This window comes from Dolichospermum circinale AWQC131C, assembly GCF_000426905.1.
Taxonomy (GTDB): Bacteria; Cyanobacteriota; Cyanobacteriia; order Cyanobacteriales; family Nostocaceae; genus Dolichospermum; species Dolichospermum circinale.
Genome location: NZ_KE384627.1, coordinates 6,442 through 25,213 on the forward strand (window position 1 = coordinate 6,442; position 18,772 = coordinate 25,213).

General features: G+C 38.5%; 15 protein-coding genes and 1 tRNA gene. 10 read left to right on the forward strand and 6 right to left on the reverse strand.

The genetic code is table 11. The features are described from left to right. The 3 genes from ACIR131C_RS25160 to rpsD all read left to right on the forward strand — a co-directional run. A partial coding sequence (locus ACIR131C_RS25160; protein ID WP_155963144.1) for a DMT family transporter occupies positions 1-1,231 on the forward strand: 1,231 nt, incomplete at its 5' end. A 464-nt stretch (positions 1,232-1,695) separates the two neighbouring features. Then, positions 1,696-2,598: a heterocyst differentiation master regulator HetR gene (gene hetR / locus ACIR131C_RS0115685; protein ID WP_028090970.1), complete on the forward strand. Its 903-nt coding sequence runs from the start codon at positions 1,696-1,698 to the stop codon at positions 2,596-2,598. Positions 2,599-3,417: 819 nt separating this feature from the next. Beyond that, positions 3,418-4,026, forward strand: a complete 609-nt coding sequence (rpsD, locus tag ACIR131C_RS0115690) for a 30S ribosomal protein S4 (RefSeq protein WP_028082312.1) — start codon at positions 3,418-3,420, stop codon at positions 4,024-4,026. A gap of 248 nt (positions 4,027-4,274) precedes the next feature. Here the strand turns inward: rpsD and moaA are convergent, their stop codons facing one another. Further along, positions 4,275-5,261: a GTP 3',8-cyclase MoaA gene (moaA, locus tag ACIR131C_RS0115695; protein WP_028090971.1), complete on the reverse strand. Its 987-nt coding sequence runs from the start codon at positions 5,259-5,261 to the stop codon at positions 4,275-4,277. Positions 5,262-5,460: 199 nt separating this feature from the next. Here moaA and ACIR131C_RS0115700 point away from each other — a divergent pair, with 199 nt between their 5' ends. Further along, a complete protein-coding gene (locus ACIR131C_RS0115700; RefSeq protein ID WP_028090972.1) occupies positions 5,461-7,017 on the forward strand; it encodes a DEAD/DEAH box helicase in 1,557 nt (518 codons plus the stop codon). Beyond that, positions 6,947-8,167 (forward strand): DUF790 family protein, encoded by a 1,221-nt coding sequence (locus ACIR131C_RS0115705; RefSeq protein ID WP_028090973.1) that lies wholly within the window; start codon positions 6,947-6,949, stop codon positions 8,165-8,167. Before ACIR131C_RS0115700 ends, ACIR131C_RS0115705 begins: the two co-directional genes overlap by 71 nt. Positions 8,168-8,344: 177 nt before the next feature. On the opposite strand, the gene ACIR131C_RS0115710 is transcribed toward ACIR131C_RS0115705, so the two are convergent. The 4 genes from ACIR131C_RS0115710 to ACIR131C_RS0115730 all read right to left on the reverse strand — a co-directional run bounded on the left by ACIR131C_RS0115710 (position 8,345) and on the right by ACIR131C_RS0115730 (position 14,015). Then, the gene (locus tag ACIR131C_RS0115710; RefSeq protein WP_028090974.1) at positions 8,345-9,058 is read right to left on the reverse strand and encodes a GDYXXLXY domain-containing protein; all 714 of its coding nucleotides are present in this window, start codon (positions 9,056-9,058) and stop codon (positions 8,345-8,347) included. A gap of 126 nt (positions 9,059-9,184) precedes the next feature. Next, positions 9,185-10,621: a DUF2157 domain-containing protein gene (locus ACIR131C_RS0115715; protein ID WP_028090975.1), complete on the reverse strand. Its 1,437-nt coding sequence runs from the start codon at positions 10,619-10,621 to the stop codon at positions 9,185-9,187. Between the two features lie 723 nt (positions 10,622-11,344). Next, complete coding sequence (locus ACIR131C_RS0115725) at positions 11,345-12,553, reverse strand: 4-hydroxy-3-methylbut-2-enyl diphosphate reductase (protein ID WP_028090976.1); 1,209 nt, start codon at positions 12,551-12,553, stop codon at positions 11,345-11,347. A gap of 115 nt (positions 12,554-12,668) precedes the next feature. Next, on the reverse strand, positions 12,669-14,015 hold the full coding sequence (locus ACIR131C_RS0115730) for an ammonium transporter (RefSeq protein ID WP_417033487.1): 1,347 nt from the start codon (positions 14,013-14,015) through the stop codon (positions 12,669-12,671). Positions 14,016-14,419: 404 nt separating this feature from the next. Here ACIR131C_RS0115730 and ACIR131C_RS0115735 point away from each other — a divergent pair. After that, positions 14,420-14,491: transfer RNA gene (locus ACIR131C_RS0115735), tRNA-Gln, on the forward strand. A 77-nt stretch (positions 14,492-14,568) separates the two neighbouring features. Then, complete coding sequence (locus ACIR131C_RS0115740) at positions 14,569-15,714, forward strand: SpoIID/LytB domain-containing protein (RefSeq protein WP_028090978.1); 1,146 nt, start codon at positions 14,569-14,571, stop codon at positions 15,712-15,714. Positions 15,715-15,798: 84 nt separating this feature from the next. On the opposite strand, the gene ACIR131C_RS0115745 is transcribed toward ACIR131C_RS0115740, so the two are convergent. After that, entirely contained in the window at positions 15,799-17,061 is a 1,263-nt protein-coding gene (locus ACIR131C_RS0115745) for a hypothetical protein (RefSeq protein ID WP_028090979.1), read from the reverse strand. Between the two features lie 170 nt (positions 17,062-17,231). On the opposite strand from ACIR131C_RS0115745, the gene ACIR131C_RS0115750 reads away from it, so the two are divergent. The 3 genes from ACIR131C_RS0115750 to ACIR131C_RS0115760 all read left to right on the forward strand — a co-directional run bounded on the left by ACIR131C_RS0115750 (position 17,232) and on the right by ACIR131C_RS0115760 (position 18,584). Beyond that, entirely contained in the window at positions 17,232-17,708 is a 477-nt protein-coding gene (locus ACIR131C_RS0115750) for a hypothetical protein (protein WP_028090980.1), read from the forward strand. A gap of 121 nt (positions 17,709-17,829) precedes the next feature. After that, positions 17,830-18,099 carry a 30S ribosomal protein S15 gene (rpsO, locus tag ACIR131C_RS0115755; protein ID WP_028082300.1) on the forward strand — a complete coding sequence of 90 codons (270 nt, stop codon included), beginning with the start codon at positions 17,830-17,832 and terminating at the stop codon, positions 18,097-18,099. Between the two features lie 11 nt (positions 18,100-18,110). Continuing rightward, complete coding sequence (locus tag ACIR131C_RS0115760; protein ID WP_028090981.1) at positions 18,111-18,584, forward strand: PAM68 family protein; 474 nt, start codon at positions 18,111-18,113, stop codon at positions 18,582-18,584. Positions 18,585-18,772: the final 188 nt, after the last annotated feature.

Here is an 18,772-nt window from a genome sequence, read left to right on the forward strand (position 1 = left end):
AGCAGTAAAAACTCCTGAACTTACCACTGTCTTAACTTCTCAAGTATTAACAGCACCAGTGCTAGAAAATACACCACCTGAGATCAGTTCCGTCTTAACTGATAATTTATCCACAAGACGACCCCCGGCACCAAAATTAAGACGGGAAATAACACCTAAACAACAAACAACTCCGAGACAACAAAGACAACGAACATCTCCCAACTGGTCAGAGTTACAGATAGGTTTTTTGTTGATTTCCTTGTATACAGTGGTTTCGTCTCTTTACAACGTAGCCATTAAGGCGATCTTCTTTACGGGTTATAATTCTAACTCCTTGGGAAGATTGGAAACACAGCAGTTGATCTTGCCTACATTGGGTAATATTTTCTTAATTTTAATGCTACGTTTATTAGTGGTTGTACCATTAATGTTAATGCTGTCGCCTATATTACATCCCTCTATTTGGCAAGACTTAGAAAATTTATTTGCTTCCTTACGGGGGAAAGCAATTCCCAGCCAAAACAACACTAAACAGGCTTTATTTTTATCAATAATTAGTGGTTTATTGTTATTTATATCACAGGTACTTATTTATCTGGCTATTGGTGAAGTAACCACGTCCATGGCGATCGCTCTTTTCTTTGTCTATCCGGTTATGAGTGTTTTTCTGGCGTGGTTTTTGTTTCAGGAGCGTCCTAATTTACTGATCACTGGTGCAATGGCGGCAATTTTCGCCGGTGAATTGTTGGTTTTAGGTGGTCAGGTAGTGGTGAACAATACCTCATTAGGAAGCACGACAGCCATTCTATCCGGGATAGTATTTGCAATTTACGTTCTTGTTACTAGAATATGCGCCACTAAACTCAAATTACATCCCGTATCTTTGACAGTAATTAACTTTACTACCATGTTGTTAATAAGTTTTGGGTGCTTAATCATACCTTTACCAAGTAATTTAGGTTTAGTAATTAACTCATCTAATGTACTCGAACTGGTTTTAAGTGCTTTTATATTAGGTGTTTTAACCTTGTGCGGTTACTTATTCAATAATTTTGGCATTCGTAAACTAGGCACTCCTCTCTCCTCTTTAATTGGGGCTACAGTCCCCATTTTCACGGTAATTTTTGCCGGTTTAATGCTGCAAGAATCCTTGGATATTATCCAAGTCATGGGAGTTATATTAGTTACTGTTGGTGCTGCCTGTATTAGTTGGAGAAAAACGCCAAATCAGCCACAACCTTCTAAATAGTCAGTTGTCAGTGACTACTGGTAATGGGAAAATTCCTATTCCCTATTACCTGTCTCCCCTTGAGAACTGATTTAGACGTTGATAAATGAGTATCAAAAGTCATAATCAAGAAAGGTATGGAAAAATTTTTGGCAAAATATATAGATATTTAAGAAAGAGAAAGTTATACTGGATTCTAATAGGAAAAATGCAAATCATTCTACTTTCCCCATCCTCCCCATGACCCTGCATCTCAAAACCCTGGATATCTAAAGTTTCCGAGTCATTCCAGAGGGAGGGGGTTAGTCAGTCTGAGGCAAAAAATTGCCAATTTACACCCTGCACATTTACTACCTAAAAATTTCCGAGTCAACCCATAATTTTAGGTTTGCAGTTGAGAGATCATTTTTTCAAAATGGGTGTATAATCAGTAATTTAATTTGAACATCATACTTGTAACCGAGCCATTAAATCGTCTGTAAAATATGACCAACGACATAGATCTGATTAAGCGTCTTGGACCTAGTGCTATGGATCAGATCATGCTTTACCTAGCCTTCAGTGCCATGCGTACAGGTGGACACAGGCATGGAGCATTTTTAGATGCAGCCGCAACAGCAGCCAAGTGTGCAATTTACATGACCTATTTAGAGCAGGGACAAAACCTGCGAATGACCGGACATTTGCACCACCTTGAGCCAAAGCGAGTTAAAATCATTGTAGAAGAAGTAAGACAAGCTTTAACTGAGGGCAAACTGCTAAAAATGCTGGGTTCCCAAGAACCCCGCTATCTGATTCAACTTCCTTATGTCTGGATGGAAAAATATCCTTGGCAACCAGGAAGATCCCGTGTTCCTGGTACGAGTCTAACCAGCGAAGAGAAAAAACAAATTGAGCAAAAGCTACCGAAAAATCTTCCTGATGCTAAGTTAGTTACCTCATTTGAATTTATGGAGTTAATTGATTTTCTTCATAAGCGATCGCAGGAGGACTTACCCCCTAATCACCAAATGCCCTTGAGTGAAGCATTAGCAGAACATATCAAGCGTCGGCTATTGTATTCAGGAACGGTAACACGCATTGATTCTCCCTGGGGTATGCCCTTTTATGCTCTAACTCGTCCCTTTTATTCTCCTGCTGATGATCAAGAGCGCACATACACGATGGTAGAGGATACAGCCCGATATTTCCGCATGATGAAATATTGGGCAGATCGGAAACCAAATACGATGCGGGCTGTGGAAGAACTGGATATTCCCGTTGATCAAATCGAGCAAGCAATAGACGAATTAGACGAAGTTATTCGTTCTTGGGGCGATAAATATCACCAGGAGGGCGGAGTGCCAATGATCTTACAAATGGTTTTTGGTAATAAGGATGATGAATAGAGGACACTATTTTGATCTTGCGGTGGCACATTTACCAAGACTACAGTGATAAATCTATTTATCCATGGCCAGTGATGGGTTTGCTTATACTATATTGATCTGGTTTTAACCCAATATGTTAGCAGACAACCCGCCAAAATCCTATGTCCTTCACTGGCATCAGTACAAGCATCTCACGCTTGAGTGGGACACAACTCAAGCTGACGTAAACCCAGGACACACTTAACAAAAGTGGCTAAATTTATTGCTCCTAACTACACAGGTTGCTAAATCCTGTGGACGTTGTGGTGAAAGAAATCAAGGACAACCACAGGTGTAATTTGTGTAGTCTGATAAATTTTTACTACATGATCAGGATCACTCCGGTGGTCAATATTATGTGTTACTTATACTCAGTAGTTGAGCAGTACAAACCTGATGCTCATCTGGTGGTCTCCTGAAGAATCGGTAACAGTCATAGTCCTTAAACTACTGGTTAATCATCACCTATAGTTATCAATAATGCTGTAAATACAATGAAGCAATAATTTGTTGATTTGTTCCCAAAGTTACTAATTTTTTTGGGTTCTTTCGATAACTATTCTCCAATTAACCAAGGTTATGCTACCTGAAAATCTGGTTAGACATCTTCTCTGATTTAGTCAGGTGGGTGTAATCATCAAAAATCAGCCAAAAATTAGTGGATTTAACTGATTGATTGCTGTGAATATTATTTGTAAATAGAAGACAATTTAACTATAAAATGTCTATCATGATTGGGAACTATGTCATAATAGTAAGTCTGAATAAAATTTTAGAAGGATTAAACTAAGGAAACTCATGTCCCGATATAGAGGACCCCGCCTCAGAATTGTCCGCCGTTTAGGCGAATTACCAGGCTTAACTCGGAAGAGTGCTAGACGCGCTTATCCCCCAGGACAACATGGTCAAAACCGTAAAAAGCGATCCGAGTATGCTATCCGTTTAGAGGAAAAGCAAAAACTCCGCATGAACTACGGTTTGACCGAAAAACAAATGCTGCGCTATGTCCGTAAAGCTAGACGAGTGGCTGGTTCTACTGGACAGGTATTACTGCAATTGTTAGAAATGCGCTTGGATAATACCGTTTTCCGTATGGGTATGGCTCCAACAATCCCCGCCGCCCGTCAATTGGTAAATCACGGCCACGTAACTGTTAATGGTCGAGTAGTAAATATTGCCAGCTATCAATGCCGTGCCGGTGAGGAAGTTGCTGTCAGAAACAGAGAAGCTTCTAAGAAGTTAGTGGAAGCTAACCTGCAATATCCCGGTTTGGCTAATCTTCCTAGTCATTTAGAGTTTGATAAAACTAAGTTGGCTGGTAAGGTCAATAGTATAATTGAACGGGAATGGGTGGCGCTACAAGTTAATGAACTACTCGTGGTGGAATACTATTCACGTCAAGCGTAGGACAATTTTGGATTTTGGATTGACGATTTTGATGAGAATTGTTTTTCTTTGCATCTACAATCCAAAATCTAAAACAGAACTTACTGGTATAATATCTAAATCGTAGTGAGGACTTTAGTCCTCTCTTCGAGACTCTATAACAAAACTCGTCAGGGCTAGATATCTGTTTAAAAACAGAAGATTATAATTGATTTTTTGTGACAATTGTATCAGCCCTATAAAATCTAAAATTCCCTGATATTAACTGACTAACCACCAATCTGGGACATGGTACGGGCATAAGTACCGAGAGTACCAGAGTCACGTTGTTTAAAGTTTATTTCTGATTTGATATTTAAAATTTGTCTCACTTGTGTTTGTAGCTCGGTGGTACTAATACCAGCGCGTAAAGATGATTTTAAGTTAATTTGACCGGTTTCATTTAGTAAGCAGGGACGTAGCCAACCGTCGGCGCTAAGACGCATCCGGTTACAGCGATCGCAAAAACATTCTGACATTTGGCTAATAAATCCTATTGTGCCTTTAGCCCCAGGAATTTGAAATATATCAGCAGGTCCGTTACCACAAACTTGGGATTTTGTCAATCCCCAACGCGCATAAATGGATTGACGTAATTCTGCTGAAGATATCCAACCGCGATCGCTAAATAAGTCTCCGTTACCAATAGGCATAAATTCAATAAATCTAACGTGCCATTGTTTATCAATAGTTAAAGCAGCCAAATCTAAAATTTCATGGTCATTAACGCCCGGAATTACCACTACATTTAATTTTAACGGGTCAAATCCCACACTATAAGCAGCTTGGATACCTTGCCACACTTGTTCCCAGTGTTTACGTCCATGATTACCAGTAATTTCTGCAAATATATCTGGATCTAGAGAATCTAAACTAATATTAATTCTTTTTAAACCCGCATCATAGAGATTTTGGGCTATGGGAGCGAGTAGAAAACCATTTGTAGTCATTCCTATATCTTCAGTTTGGGGAAGACGAGCAATTTTCCCAACTAAATCAACTATATGGGGACGGAGTAAAGGTTCACCACCGGTTAAGCGAAAGCGGGTAAAACCAACGGGGATAAATACCTCTTGAATGAGAGTAAGCAATTCTGCATCAGTTAACAATTGCTGTTTAAGGATATAATCAAGTTCTGCACCTGTAGGCATACAGTATTGACAACGAAAATTGCAACGATCAATTAAACTGATGCGGAGATAGTCCACCTTGTTTATAGTTGCGCTGATTCTCATATTAGTGAAAAGGTGAAAGATAAAATAACTCTATTATAGACATAATAGAACTCAAGGAATAATTTGCAGAAACTGGCATTTGTTGGGTTCAAAAATAATATCACTCAACTCTATTTAGATATCATAACCATTTTGGGTTATGAGTAGTTACATCACACCCCATAACCCTATTCAGAGAAAAATGGCTCGTCACCCTACCTTAACTTTTGATCGTGGTACATTAATTTTACACCCACCACCACGGAGTAAAACTTGGATAGATTATGCTACATGGGATGATAGAGTAGAAAAGTTCCGTATTCCGGCCATAAGATACCGTTCCTTAGTTGAAGCACTTCAAGCCGAAGCTACGGATTTTATGGATGACGCTAAAGCTTTTTATCCTTTGGAGTTAGTTGCTAGTGTAGAAATGACCCCCTATTCCCACCAAAATGAGGCTTTAGCGGCTTGGAAACTGGCTGGACGACAGGGGGTAGTTGTGCTACCAACAGCAGCGGGTAAGACCTATTTGGCGCAAATGGCTATGCAGTCCACACCACGCACCACCTTGATTGTAGTCCCAACTTTGGATTTAATGCACCAGTGGTATGCTCACTTAGTCGCGGCTTTTCCTGACCAGGAGGTAGGTTTATTGGGGGGTGGTTCACGGGATAGAACACCGATTTTAATTGCTACCTATAATAGCGCCGCTATTCATGCGGAGAGTTTAGGTAATAAATATGCTTTGATAATTTTTGATGAATGTCATCACCTACCTACAGATTTTAACAGAGTTATTGCTGAATATGCGATCGCTCCCTATCGTTTAGGACTATCTGCGACCCCAGAACGCACAGATGGTAAACACGCTGATTTAAATATTCTTATTGGTAGAGAAGTTTATCGTAAATGCGCTGAAGATTTAGCGGGTAAAGCTTTAGCTGCTCATGAAATTGTGCAAATTAAAGTTAAATTATCCCCATTAGAACGAGAAAAATATCATCAGTTAATTCAAACTCGTAATGATTTTTTAAAACAATCAAAAATCTCTTTAGGAAGCATCCAAGGTTGGCAAATGTTTGTGCAAATGAGTGCAAGATCCCAACCTGGACGTAGAGCAATGTTAGCACATCGTCAAGCCAAAGAAATCGCTTTAGGAACTGATGGTAAATTGCGGGTACTTGTAGACCTATTAACCACCCATTATCCCGAAAGAATTTTGATTTTTACCGCTGATAATGCTACAGTTTATCGTATTTCTCAAGATTTATTAATTCCCGCCATTACTCATCAAACACCTGTGAAAGAAAGACACGAAATTTTAACCAAATTTAAAGCAGGGGAATATAATACCTTAGTTGCTTCTAATGTCTTAAATGAAGGTGTAGATGTTCCCGCAGCCACTATTGCGATTATTCTATCAGGTACGGGTTCAACGCGGGAATATATTCAACGATTGGGGAGAATTTTACGCAAGGGAAATTTAGCAAATAAACAAGCAATTTTATATGAAGTTATAGCCGAAGATACTAGCGAAGAGGGAACTTCAGCCAGACGCAGGGGAGAAAATCACACTCAGGAAGAAAAACCAAAAAAGGCAAATTTAAAAGTTATTTATGGTGCAGAAAAGAAAAGCGATTTAAAAGCAGCAGAACAATTAGAAATTAACTATTCAACTAAAAAGAAAGATGTTACCAACGGACTTACTGATACACCGCCAAAACGGCGAGGAAATTATTCCGAAGAGACTGAAACTTGATCATAAACATTTGAATTTAGCCAGCGATTTAATTAGTTTTTTTCAGGAAGCAGTCGGGAAAACTCAAGGATTATTAGAACGTCAATTAGCAGACTTTGAAGGAGATACCACAGATTACCGCATGAAACGGGGTTTAGCTTATATTCTCAAGAGCAGTTTTTGTACTTTTGAAATAGTCAGTCCTCTCGAACCAGCAATGTTAAGAGAAAGGGTATTTACTTTAGCAGCCAAATCTACTTATAGTCGAGAGTTAACGGATATTACTTTAAATAAAATTGCGGCTGATTTAAGTCAAGAACTCAACCAAGAAATTTTACATAAGCAAATACGAGACGGACTTTACGCAGATTTATCAGAAAATAAAATTCTAACTGCTTTTGATGCTCCCAAACCAGAAGATGTTTTACATCGTTATAATTTATCTCAAATTCAAGGAGTTTTTTATAAAGCAACTCAATTAGTATTAAATGCTCATCGCAATGTTCCTGGAGAATATAAACTATTGTTTCGTTATTTAAAGCTATTTCAATTAATGGCATATATTGAAGGTGATGCAGATCATGGTTTTACAATTAGTGTAGATGGTCCTGCAAGTTTATTTACTTCCAGTACCCGTTATGGTTTAGCTATAGCCAAATTAATTCCCGCTTTACTTCATGTGACAAAATGGAGTTTATCAGCGACCTTACAAACTCGTGATTTTTACACAAATGAGTTAAAAATAGGACGTTTTAGCCTTAATTCTGAATGTGGATTAGTCTCCCATTATCCTCCAGGTAAACCTTATGATAGTATGTTAGAGGAATCTTTTGCTAGTAAATGGGATGGCTTAAAAAGTGGTTGGATATTAGAGAGAGAAGTTAATTTAATTCCCATTCCTGGTAGTGTGATGATTCCCGATTTTCGATTAGTTCATGCAGACGGACGGGTATTTATTTTAGAAATAATTGGTTATTGGAGACCAGAATATTTACAAAAGAAATTTTCTCAAATAAAACGGGCAAATTGCGATAATTTGATTTTAGCAATTTCCGAAAGATTGAACTTAGAAAAAGCTGGAGTAAAATTAGATCATGTTCCCGCGAGAATTGTTTGGTTTAAAGAAAAGTTATTACCCAAATCTGTATTAGAAGTAATTGACAATGAATAACTAAGGACAAGGGAACAGGGAAGAGGTTTTCAGGAACTTTACTTTTCGTTACTTATGTTGGTTTTTTACGTTTGCATACTTAGATATTTAGCAAAAATTATACTAGAGACAATTCATGAATTGTCCCTACAAGAGTTTCAGATTATACACATTTGATTACCCTAGATGTCTATTTACTTACTGAAAAGGATAATTACGATTTCTTATGGATAAACCCGTAGGAAGAGCATTACCTTGAGGGTCTACTTTTATCCTGACTAATATTGGTTCTTCTCTACTATCTCGGTTTTCCTGAATTTGTGCAAGATCATTATTGATTTGTTGTCTTTGTGCGTCAGAAATGAAATAGTTTTCTAAACCATAATTAACTAAGCCATTCTCATAATTACCCCTTAAAGCTACTTGATTATTAACTAGATAAACAGGACGATTAATACTTACCCGTACAGGTTTCCAGGACTGAAATTGATTACGATTAAAAGATTGTTGTTCCTGCAAAATTAGATATAAGGTACTTCCCTGGATAATTTGTCCATTTCTGCGGGAATTTTTCCGCAGCCATTCCCGCCAACCTGATACTTTTCGCAACATTTCGGGACGGGAGATATCATAATCCAAGTTTAATGAAGAACCCCTAAATAGATTATCAGAATTTGCAGATACAGTTTGCAAAATTATCGTTTTACCAGCCATATCTGTATACATTGCTTGAACAGGTACAGCTAAAATTAAACCAACTTGAAACAATAAAGGGGCAATTAATCGCCAAATTGGTAAAGGTTTATTAGCCTTTTGTTCCGTAGCGATTAGATAATCCCGAAAAGTCAACTTTTCAGAAAATTCCATTTCGGGAGTTAAGGTTTTTTTTGATTCAGGAGAGTCACTTTTCATGAGATTAATGTATTAATTGGTAATAGATGATAGGAAAAGTATTTTTTCCTATTACTTCTAAATTTACAATAGGAATTTATTCGCAGAGATTTATGAATATGCTTTCATAGTAATAGAAAAATTATTCTATTTCTGATTATTACTACTTTTAGATGTAGTAAAACGACGTTCAAACCAAAGTCCGGCAGCAATGAGGGAATAACCACAAGATGCAAATACTAAAGCCCGAAACAGGACATCAGTATCATACTCTAAAACCCGGCTGATAATTTGCAGAGTAAATAATAGCATACCACACCAAAAAGTAGTTCTATTCCTTAACTTCAAACCTTCTTGAATTAATCCCCAGACTAATATTGCCAGGAGAATATTGAAGATAAAAATACCTAGTTCAGTGATTCTAGTGATAGCTTGATGCCAAAAAGGAGTAATGATAATGAACGCCAAAAAAGTAGTAATGATGACGATTTTAAAAAATACTTCTCGTCGGAGTGGACTATTTCTATGACGAACTAAAAACAACCATTGCAATACAGCCAAACCACTGAGAATCCCCAAATCAATAATTGGTAACGACTGAAATACATTCGATAAATTATTGGGTTGATCATAACTCAAGTCTACAGCTTGCCATTGCCAACGGAAAGACAAAAGATAAAAAACTACACCAAAACATATCAATCCCAAATTACGGGCTAGGGGTTGAAATAACCTATAATTCACAGTAGGAAAAAGTAGATCATCATAACTCCAAAGTAAAGCAGGTGGTAGGGCTAAAGCAAAAGAAGCTGTCCAAGAAATGACATCAGAAAATGTTAACAGTGGTAAAGGGTTGAGATTGTATTGTAAAGATAGAATAAATGCCAAAACTCCCATACCAAAAATCCATCGAGACCGACAAATATAAGCTAGAGGAACAAATAGCAACCAAGACAATAGGGGCATATGACGCACAGCTAACCGCGCCCAATTCACCTCTCCAGGCACAGACCATAAATCACCAATTCCTATCCAATAACCAATTTGAATGAGGATAATGGCCATAATTCCCAAAGAATTGAGGGAAAGACTATAAGCCATAACTAATACCCCAAACCCCCAAGCTAAAAATAACTCAGAAGTTGAACTGCTAATATTAAATATTTGCCCCATTAACATCAAGGTCGCGCCTAAAATGAAAGCACTGAGGATTAACAATGCTTCTCCCAATACCCGTTTACTTTGTTGAGATTTTTTACTTTGATTTGTGGTGAGTGTGGGTTCTCTCCAGGTCAAAAAACCAGTAATAGCAGTGGAAAGAAACAAACTCATTAACAAAATAAACTTGACTTCTCGTGACCAACCTTGCCAATTTGCACCCACAAGTGTCATTACACCCAAGCCTAAAAGTAAGCCACCTATAACAATAGCAATGATGCTAAAACCATCACGGGTAGATTCTTCTAGGTTATTGAGTTGATAACGCTTGGCTATTTGTTCATGCTGGGAAGAACTAATAATTCCTTCGTCTCGCCAAAGTTGTGCTTCTTGGCGCAGTTTTCGCTGAAAATTGTTAAATATCATGACCTCTTTGGTGCATAAGTGTGAATATGGCTAGGCCATGGAAGTTATCAGTTCAAGATTTTGATTTTGGACAGGTTAGCTTTTATCCTGTGAACAAAACAAAATTCATAGCTGAGGCGCTTGACAAAGAAAATCTCAAATATTGCTGATTGTATTTTCAGTATGCAGCTAAAGATGTTGATTGCATTGTTTTCATGTAACACTTTCTTGTCTGACTTAATTCTATAAAAATTAATAGGAAAAAATGCTCTAATTTATTGTTTATTTGTTGCTTAAATTTACTCATTATTTATTTATAAATGTAGATCAATAAACAAAGTTTATAAACACTTTAGTTTATCTATAACATTTTGCATTAGTAACAAATATCTAATGAGCAAAGAAAATATTTATATCATATCCGCCCAATCACTTGTGATATAGTTCATTATTGTATTGCCTTTTCCCAATTACCAATTACCCATTACCAGCCTCAACAGATATGATCTGACGCACTGTACCAATGTGCCGGTTGCGTAAGTCCTGTAAATTTTAAAGAATGAAAACCCCCGGACTAGACAACAGAAGGGATAAAGTAAAGTATTTTAATACATTATCCATAACATAGATAATAGACATCTGGTGAAAAATATTGTAGAGACGTTCCATGGAACGTCTCTACAAGAGTTTCAAGTCACGCACATTTAATTCTCACAAGATGTCTAATGTATTAATACAGAAGACTTAAACTAAAACTGCTGTGGTTTTCAGTGCAAAGATTTTCTCAATTACATCTTCAACTACCTTATCTGGTGTAGAAGCACCAGAGGTAATACCAACTTTAATTTCTCCCGTTGGTAGCCAGTTTTCTGTAATTACCAAATCTCCCGTTAATTCTCGATGTTTGATCTTATTAATTGATTGAATACATTCAACACTATCAATGTGATAAGAAGGAATATTTCGATCAAAAGCAATCTGTTGTAATTGAGTAGTATTTGATGAATTAAATCCCCCAATTACTATCATTAAATCCAGATTTTCTTTCACCAATTCCAACATCGCATCTTGACGTTCTTGAGTGGCATCACAGATAGTATTAAAATTTTGAAAATGCTGATTTAACTCTGCCGGTCCATACTTCTGCATCATCGCTCGCTCTAGCATTTTACCGATTTTTTCGGTTTCATCTTTGAGCATGGTTGTTTGGTTAGCAATTCCTACCCGTTCTAAATCTTGATCAGGATCAAATCCCGCAGAACAAGCTTTAGCAAACTTAGTTAAAAATTCTTGACGATCGCCACCATTGAGAATATAGTTAATTACATATTCTGCTTCTTTTAAATTCAAAACAATCAAATATTTCCCAGCAAAGGAACTAGTAGCAACGGTTTCTTCATGTTTGTATTTTCCGTGAATAATTGATGTGTAATCACCTTTTTTGTGCTTTTCTACAGTGTTCCAAACTTTAGATACCCAAGGACAAGTAGTATCAACAATCTGACAACCTTTATCGTTAAGAATTTGCATTTCTTGAACACTTGCACCGAAAGCTGGTAAAATCACCACATCACCGCTACCAACAACAGAAAAATCTTTGACTTTATCAATGACGGGAATAAATTCTACCTGCATTTCCTGCATCCGTTTGTTAACCGATGGATTGTGAATAATTTCGTTGGTAATCCAAATCCGTTCTACGGGAAAATGCTGGCGGGTTTCATAAGCGATTGCTACAGCACGTTCCACACCCCAACAAAAACCAAATGCTTGTGCTAATTGAATCGTCACATCACCACGCTTGAGAGTGTAGTGAGAATCCCGGATTTCCTGAATCAAGTTACTCTGATATTCCGATTGTAACTGGGTAGCAACTTCCGCTTGATGACCAAAGCCCTTACGATTGTAATTGGCTGAATGTTGCAGGTTGCGTTTAAAAGCTTTTGTATCCATTTGGACTTGGTGACTAAAATGACTATTTTTAATTTTCTCGCGCCTGGAGGCAATTGAGATGGGAAATTTTAATTTATTTAACTCAAGTTGCTATAACTAGCAACTTGAGTTGATATTACTTATTAGAGATTCGGTCTGCGAACTCGGAGTTATAACCTTCTTCCCCGTGTTCATGGATATCCAGTCCTTGATTTTCTGTTTGATCTGGGACTCTTAAACCAACTGTAGCCGCAATAATTTTCAGAATGATCCAAGTCCCCACCCCAGCAATGATATAGGCTAGAGCAATTGCTACCAATTCCACAAATAACTCACTCAAGTTACCACGGAGTACCCCGTCCTTACCACCAGAATTAACTTCAGTTGTGGCAAAGAAAGCCGTTAAAATCGCCCCGATAGTACCGCCAACACCATGGACGGGATAGGTATCTAGGGCATCATCAACCTGTAACTTGTGTTTAAAACTGACAGCATAGAAGCAGACGAAGGAAGTAATAAAACCGATTAAGATTGCGGCTAGAGGGGTGACAAATCCCGCCCCTGGGGTGATTCCAACTAAACCAGCGACAGCACCAGTCACTGCCCCTACAGCGGTGGGTTTTCCCCGTAATGTAGCTTCTAAGATCAACCACATTAACGACCCGGCAGCAGCGGATGTATTAGTAGCAACAAAGGCTACTGTGGCTACCGTGCCAGCAGATAAGGCGCTACCAGCGTTAAAGCCAAACCAACCAAACCAAAGTAAGCCAGCGCCCAACAAAATAAAGGGGACATTGTGGGGAGGACTCAAACGATCTGGATAGTTTTTTCTCGGACCGAGGACAATTGCTGCTACTAGTGCCGAAACAGCAGAACTAATATGTACTACTGTACCACCAGCAAAGTCTAGAGCGCCTATACCGCCATATAAACCTAAAAATCCTCCCTTTGCCCAGACCATGTGCGCTAAGGGTGTGTAGATGAACGTTGACCACAGCACTACAAATAGGCAATAGGCCCGGAAACTCATCCGTTCAGCGATCGCACCTGATATTAATGCTGGAGTGATAATAGCAAACATGGCTTGATAGATCATGAATGCTTGATGGGGAATTGTTGGCGCGTAGGATACCACCTCTGCTGGGGCTGAACCTTGCAGATAACCTGTTGTTTCTAAGCCAACACCGTTTAAACCCAACCACTGTAAACCACCAATGAAAGGTAAACCAGGGGCAAAGGAAAGACTATAACCCCACAGAACCCAAGTGACTCCAACAATGGCCATCAATACAAAACTCATCATTAACGTATTTAGGATATTGCGCGATCGCACAAACCCACCATAAAAGAACGCTAATCCGGGTGTCATCAGCAATACCAGGGCTGATGAGATCAACATAAATGTTGTATCTCCCGTATCAGGGGGTGGTGCTGCCGTTGACTCCGCTGCCCAAGCATTCCCTGTTAACAACCCTCCCAGCATCAATAAAGTTAAACACCCGGTAATAACTACTTTCTTCAACACTTATTTTCTTTCCTCTGCGTCTACGATGTTTATCCTGATTAAATTTCGTATTTTTCGCTACTTTTTTTTGTCTTAAAAGTTACTTAAATTCTAATTTTCTAGTCAGCTTAACATCAGCTTAACCAAAATATTACTAGAAATTTTATCTTTTTTTTGTATTTATATCTAAGTAATCTTGACATAGAAAATCATGTTTTTTTCCATAAAATTTGTGAAACAACCTAAAATTTGACAAAATCCCAGTTTTTTGCTAACCGCCAAAACCCCCTTAACCGCCCATTCCCCATCAGCAAAAAAAATTTTTTTTCAAAACACTTGACATTATCCCACAAGGACTGCTATATTATCTAAAGTTAATTCCTTGGGGCGTAGCCAAGTGGTAAGGCAGCGGGTTTTGGTCCCGCCATCCCTAGGTTCGAATCCTAGCGCCCCAGTTATATAAAAACCAAGTATATACTATATAAGAGTATATAAAGGGTAAACAGTATACGCTTATGATTAAACAATTAAAATGAAATTTCAACTATTATTAGGCAGTTTTTTTTCTGAAATTAAAGGTAGACATTGGTGGATAGGTATACTACTGTGGTTTGTTTTACTTGCTCCTGCCCAAGCGTCTGTAATTCTGCGTGTGGCCATTGCAAGAGAAGTTAAACAGGTAAAAGTCGGTGCTTCCACAACCGCTATTGTCAAAGATAGTAGAGGTAAGACACTGGGAGAATTACCAGGAATGAGACCCTTTGCCGCTCAAGCGGTTGCCGGGGGCATTGCCTTAGACAGATGGCAATCAGGGTTATTTTGGATTGAACCGGCAAATCAGGGATTTGTTTATATTGGCGATCGCTGGTTTCGTGGTAGAACCCTAGTAGTACCCACAGGTAACGGCCTAACTGCCGTGAACTGGGTAGATTTAGAAGAATATCTCTACAGCGTCATTGGTGGAGAAATGAATTCTAGCTGGCCGGAGGAAGCCCTCAAAGCCCAAGCCATAGCAGCCCGTACCTATGCCCTTTATGAGCGCGAAAGACAAAGAAGAAATCCGGTGTATGATTTAGGGGATAGTCCAGATCGTTGGCAAATTTATAAAGGTGTAAGCAGTGAATCTCCCAAAACTTACAACGCCGCAGACCAGACAGCAGGCAAAATATTAACTTACAATAATCAAATCATTCTTTCTGTCTTTCATGCTTGTTCTGGTGGACACACTGAAAACGTTGAAGATGTCTGGAGTACCAAAAAACCTTATTTGCGTGCTGTTCCCGATTTTGATCAAAAGATCAAAGAATGTAACTGGACAAAGACCTTCACTCCTAGAGAAATTAGTGCCAGAATTGCCGGTATTGGTAATGTCAAAGAGATGATTATTCAAAATGTTTCACCTTTTAGAAGTGTCAAAACTCTGAAAATCATCGGTGATAAAGGCACTAAAATTCTCCAAGGTGAAGAAGTGAGAACCGCACTAAAAATTAAAAGTACGCGGTTTATTGTCAATAAAGACGTAAATGGTAGTTTTATCCTCCAAGGATTAGGTTTTGGTCATGGTTTAGGAATGAGTCAATGGGGGGCTTATGAATTAGCAAAACGTGGTGCAAACCACCTACAAATTCTAGGATATTACTATCGAGGTGTAGCCTTGACACCCATTCAAACAAAATAGGCGCTCTTGCAAGAGACAAGAGACACTCTTGCAAGAGAAAAATAAATATCATCCCATTACCTATTACCAATTACCTATTACCAATTACCTATCCCCTATTTGCTTATTCTGAAATTCCTGTTCTAATAAATCTGTTTCTGTGGAATAAACAGAATCTTCTTTACTAATGATTTTTTCCGTTGCAAATTCACGAGCAAAGGCGATTTTCTTCTGTAAAGAAGCATCAGCACCGGCTAATAATCTAGCTCGTTCTTGACGTTGATAATTGCGAGTAGTAATTTTATCATTACGCCGTTTAATCCAGAAATATCGAATTAAGGGAATGGCTAAAAACCCCGTACCATAAGCCAATAACAATCCATAAATACCTTGCACAAAAGCAACTAAACCGCCAATTTGAGCCGCAATTGTGCCATCTCTCAATAAATTTCCCAAAATCAAAGCCCCAACAAAATTCACTCCTCCTAAACCCGCACTGAGGAGAATTTGTCCAGAACTAGCTGCACTAAACTTCCAGGAAAATTCATGGAGATATTCAGATATTGAACGCCGCTGTTTTTTACTAGCTCTTACCTGTAATTCTGGGAAATAATATACCATTTGACCCTCTGAACTTACCTGGGGAAATCCATTAAATCTTACCAGCACAGGCAACATATAATCCTCATATTCTTGTTGATATTTTTCGCCAATATCATCTAAATAAGGAGCAATTTGTTCTGCTACCACTGCACCTTGATTATTACTAATCACAGCCCCAATGTCTTCCCAGCGGCGTTCTTCCAAATTAGCATTAGGATCACCATCACCAAAGAGAAATGAAAACACCGCTTCAAAAAAATTCATTTCACTATTTTCGCCCTTTTCTCTCCGTCGTTCTTGGTAATTATCGCCATAATTTGGGCTAAAATACCAAAATAAATCAGGGAAAAAGAAGAAATTATTACTTCTAGAACTACTACCACTGCGATTATCATCATCCCGATTTGAACTAGCAGTGATAATAATGAAAATAGTCACAGTAATCAAAATGATAGAAGCAACTAAAAGAATACCAAAGGAAATCCGAATTAAGTAAAATAGCACAGACCAGATTTTTTGCCACCATTCTTTCAACCGTATTTGCAAGTATTTATTGCGTAAAATATCTCGAAAATTGCGGGGAAATTGGTAAACAACATCACCTGATTCTGCAACCTGTAAATGTCCCCCAGCGTCAGCCGCTAGGGCTAATAAACCTTGATTAACTTCAGCTATATTTAATCCTATCTGGGTGGCCACATCACCAACGGTGACGCGGTAGCCCAGTTGTTCCACAGAACGCATAATGGCGGAATTGGGAGTCATAAATTTCTCATTTTGTTATATTTTGGTTTACCTTTATTAAGTATAATTGAACTAATATTTCTTGTCTTTGTGGTTCGGAAATGCAATAATACCTTATAGTGGTTTCTGGACGGCGGTTAATTCATTATTCCGTAACCATCATCAATTAGTTAGTATTTATATATACACTTATGGTTCAATACACTATTCCTCAAAGTCCAGAAATTATCCTGATTGTTCCTGGTAAAGATTCCGCTAAAGCCCGTGACAAAGCAATGGATCAGCTAATGGAACTTATGGAAGCGGGGGAATTACCAACCGAACTAGAAGCAGGATTTAGTCCCCAACAGTTAATTGAAATCAAAGAACCAACTACAGATAATTCTAGTCGTGAAGATGAGATTACCCAAGCGGTGCAAATTCTCAGTAATTTAGCTTCTTTAAAGTTAAAAGTCCAAGAATCGCGCACCGAAGCCTTAGAAATTCGCAAAGCCATTGATGTGCTATTTACTGATAAATCCGTCACAGAGGAAGAAATAACCAATCTTAAAGAAGGTTTTAAGGTTCTGAAAAATTTTGCTCAGGCCAATCTCCGTTACCAGGAAGCAAAATCAAAAGCCGAACAAGCTAGACAAATTTTAGATCAAGCCCTTAAATCACCAGAGTAAGCGGTAATGGTTGATTGGTACATTCCTGACTCCTGATCAGGAAGTTGCCACAGGAATGGATGGTTGTGATATTATAGGAAACTGCTACACAAATTTACAAACAATAAAGACCTAATCTATCATGGCTCTGACGCAACAGCGCAAACAAGAAATCATTTCTGGCTACCAAGTTCATGAAACCGACACTGGTTCGGCTGATGTTCAAGTAGCAATGCTCACTGACCGGATTAATCAACTCAGTAAACATTTGCAAGTTAATAAGAAAGACCATTCCTCCCGCAGAGGATTATTGAAGATGATTGGTCAAAGAAAGCGTCTTCTAGCCTACATCCAAGCAGGTAGCCGGGAAAAATATCAAGCTTTAATTACTCGTCTCGGTATTCGCGGTTAGGAACTATTCTTATGGCTGCTGAAGAATCGGAACGTAGTAAACTACCTTTTGAACCAAACAAAAAGCGTCAAAAACCTGCTAAGGCCATAACTCAGCCCGTCCTTAAAACCCAAGAAACCCAGGAAAAACCGCAACAGCAACGTCGTTATTCTAAACAAGAAATGGCGATTCCAGAAGTAGTCAGCCAGCGCATGATTCGCAGAGTGGCTGCTTTTTGCGGTATTCCCACATTTTTGGGTATTGCTAGTTTGGTAGTTAGTTATTTGCTAGTTACCCTGGCTGATATCCAACTTCCCCCTATCGCCGTTTTATTGGTGAATATGGGATTATTTGGTTTAGGCGTGTTGGGAATTACCTATGGTGTTCTTTCCGCTTCTTGGGACGTGGAAAGACCGGGAAATATCATCGGTTTGGATGAATTTAGCACTAACTGGGGAAGGATGGCCGAAGTTTGGCGTGATACCCGGAAAAAGAACGTCTCATAATCATCTAATAATCAGCGTCCAGGTCATAACTGTAATCTGGGGTAAGTTGGAAAATAAGTTTTTTCTGGTTTATACCCAATATGCAGCTAAAAATACCTGGCGCTAAGTAGGTTGGCGTTATTGTGGTTATGACAAGGGAACAGGGAACAGGGAACAGGGAACAGGGAACAGGTTTTGGGCAACTTTAC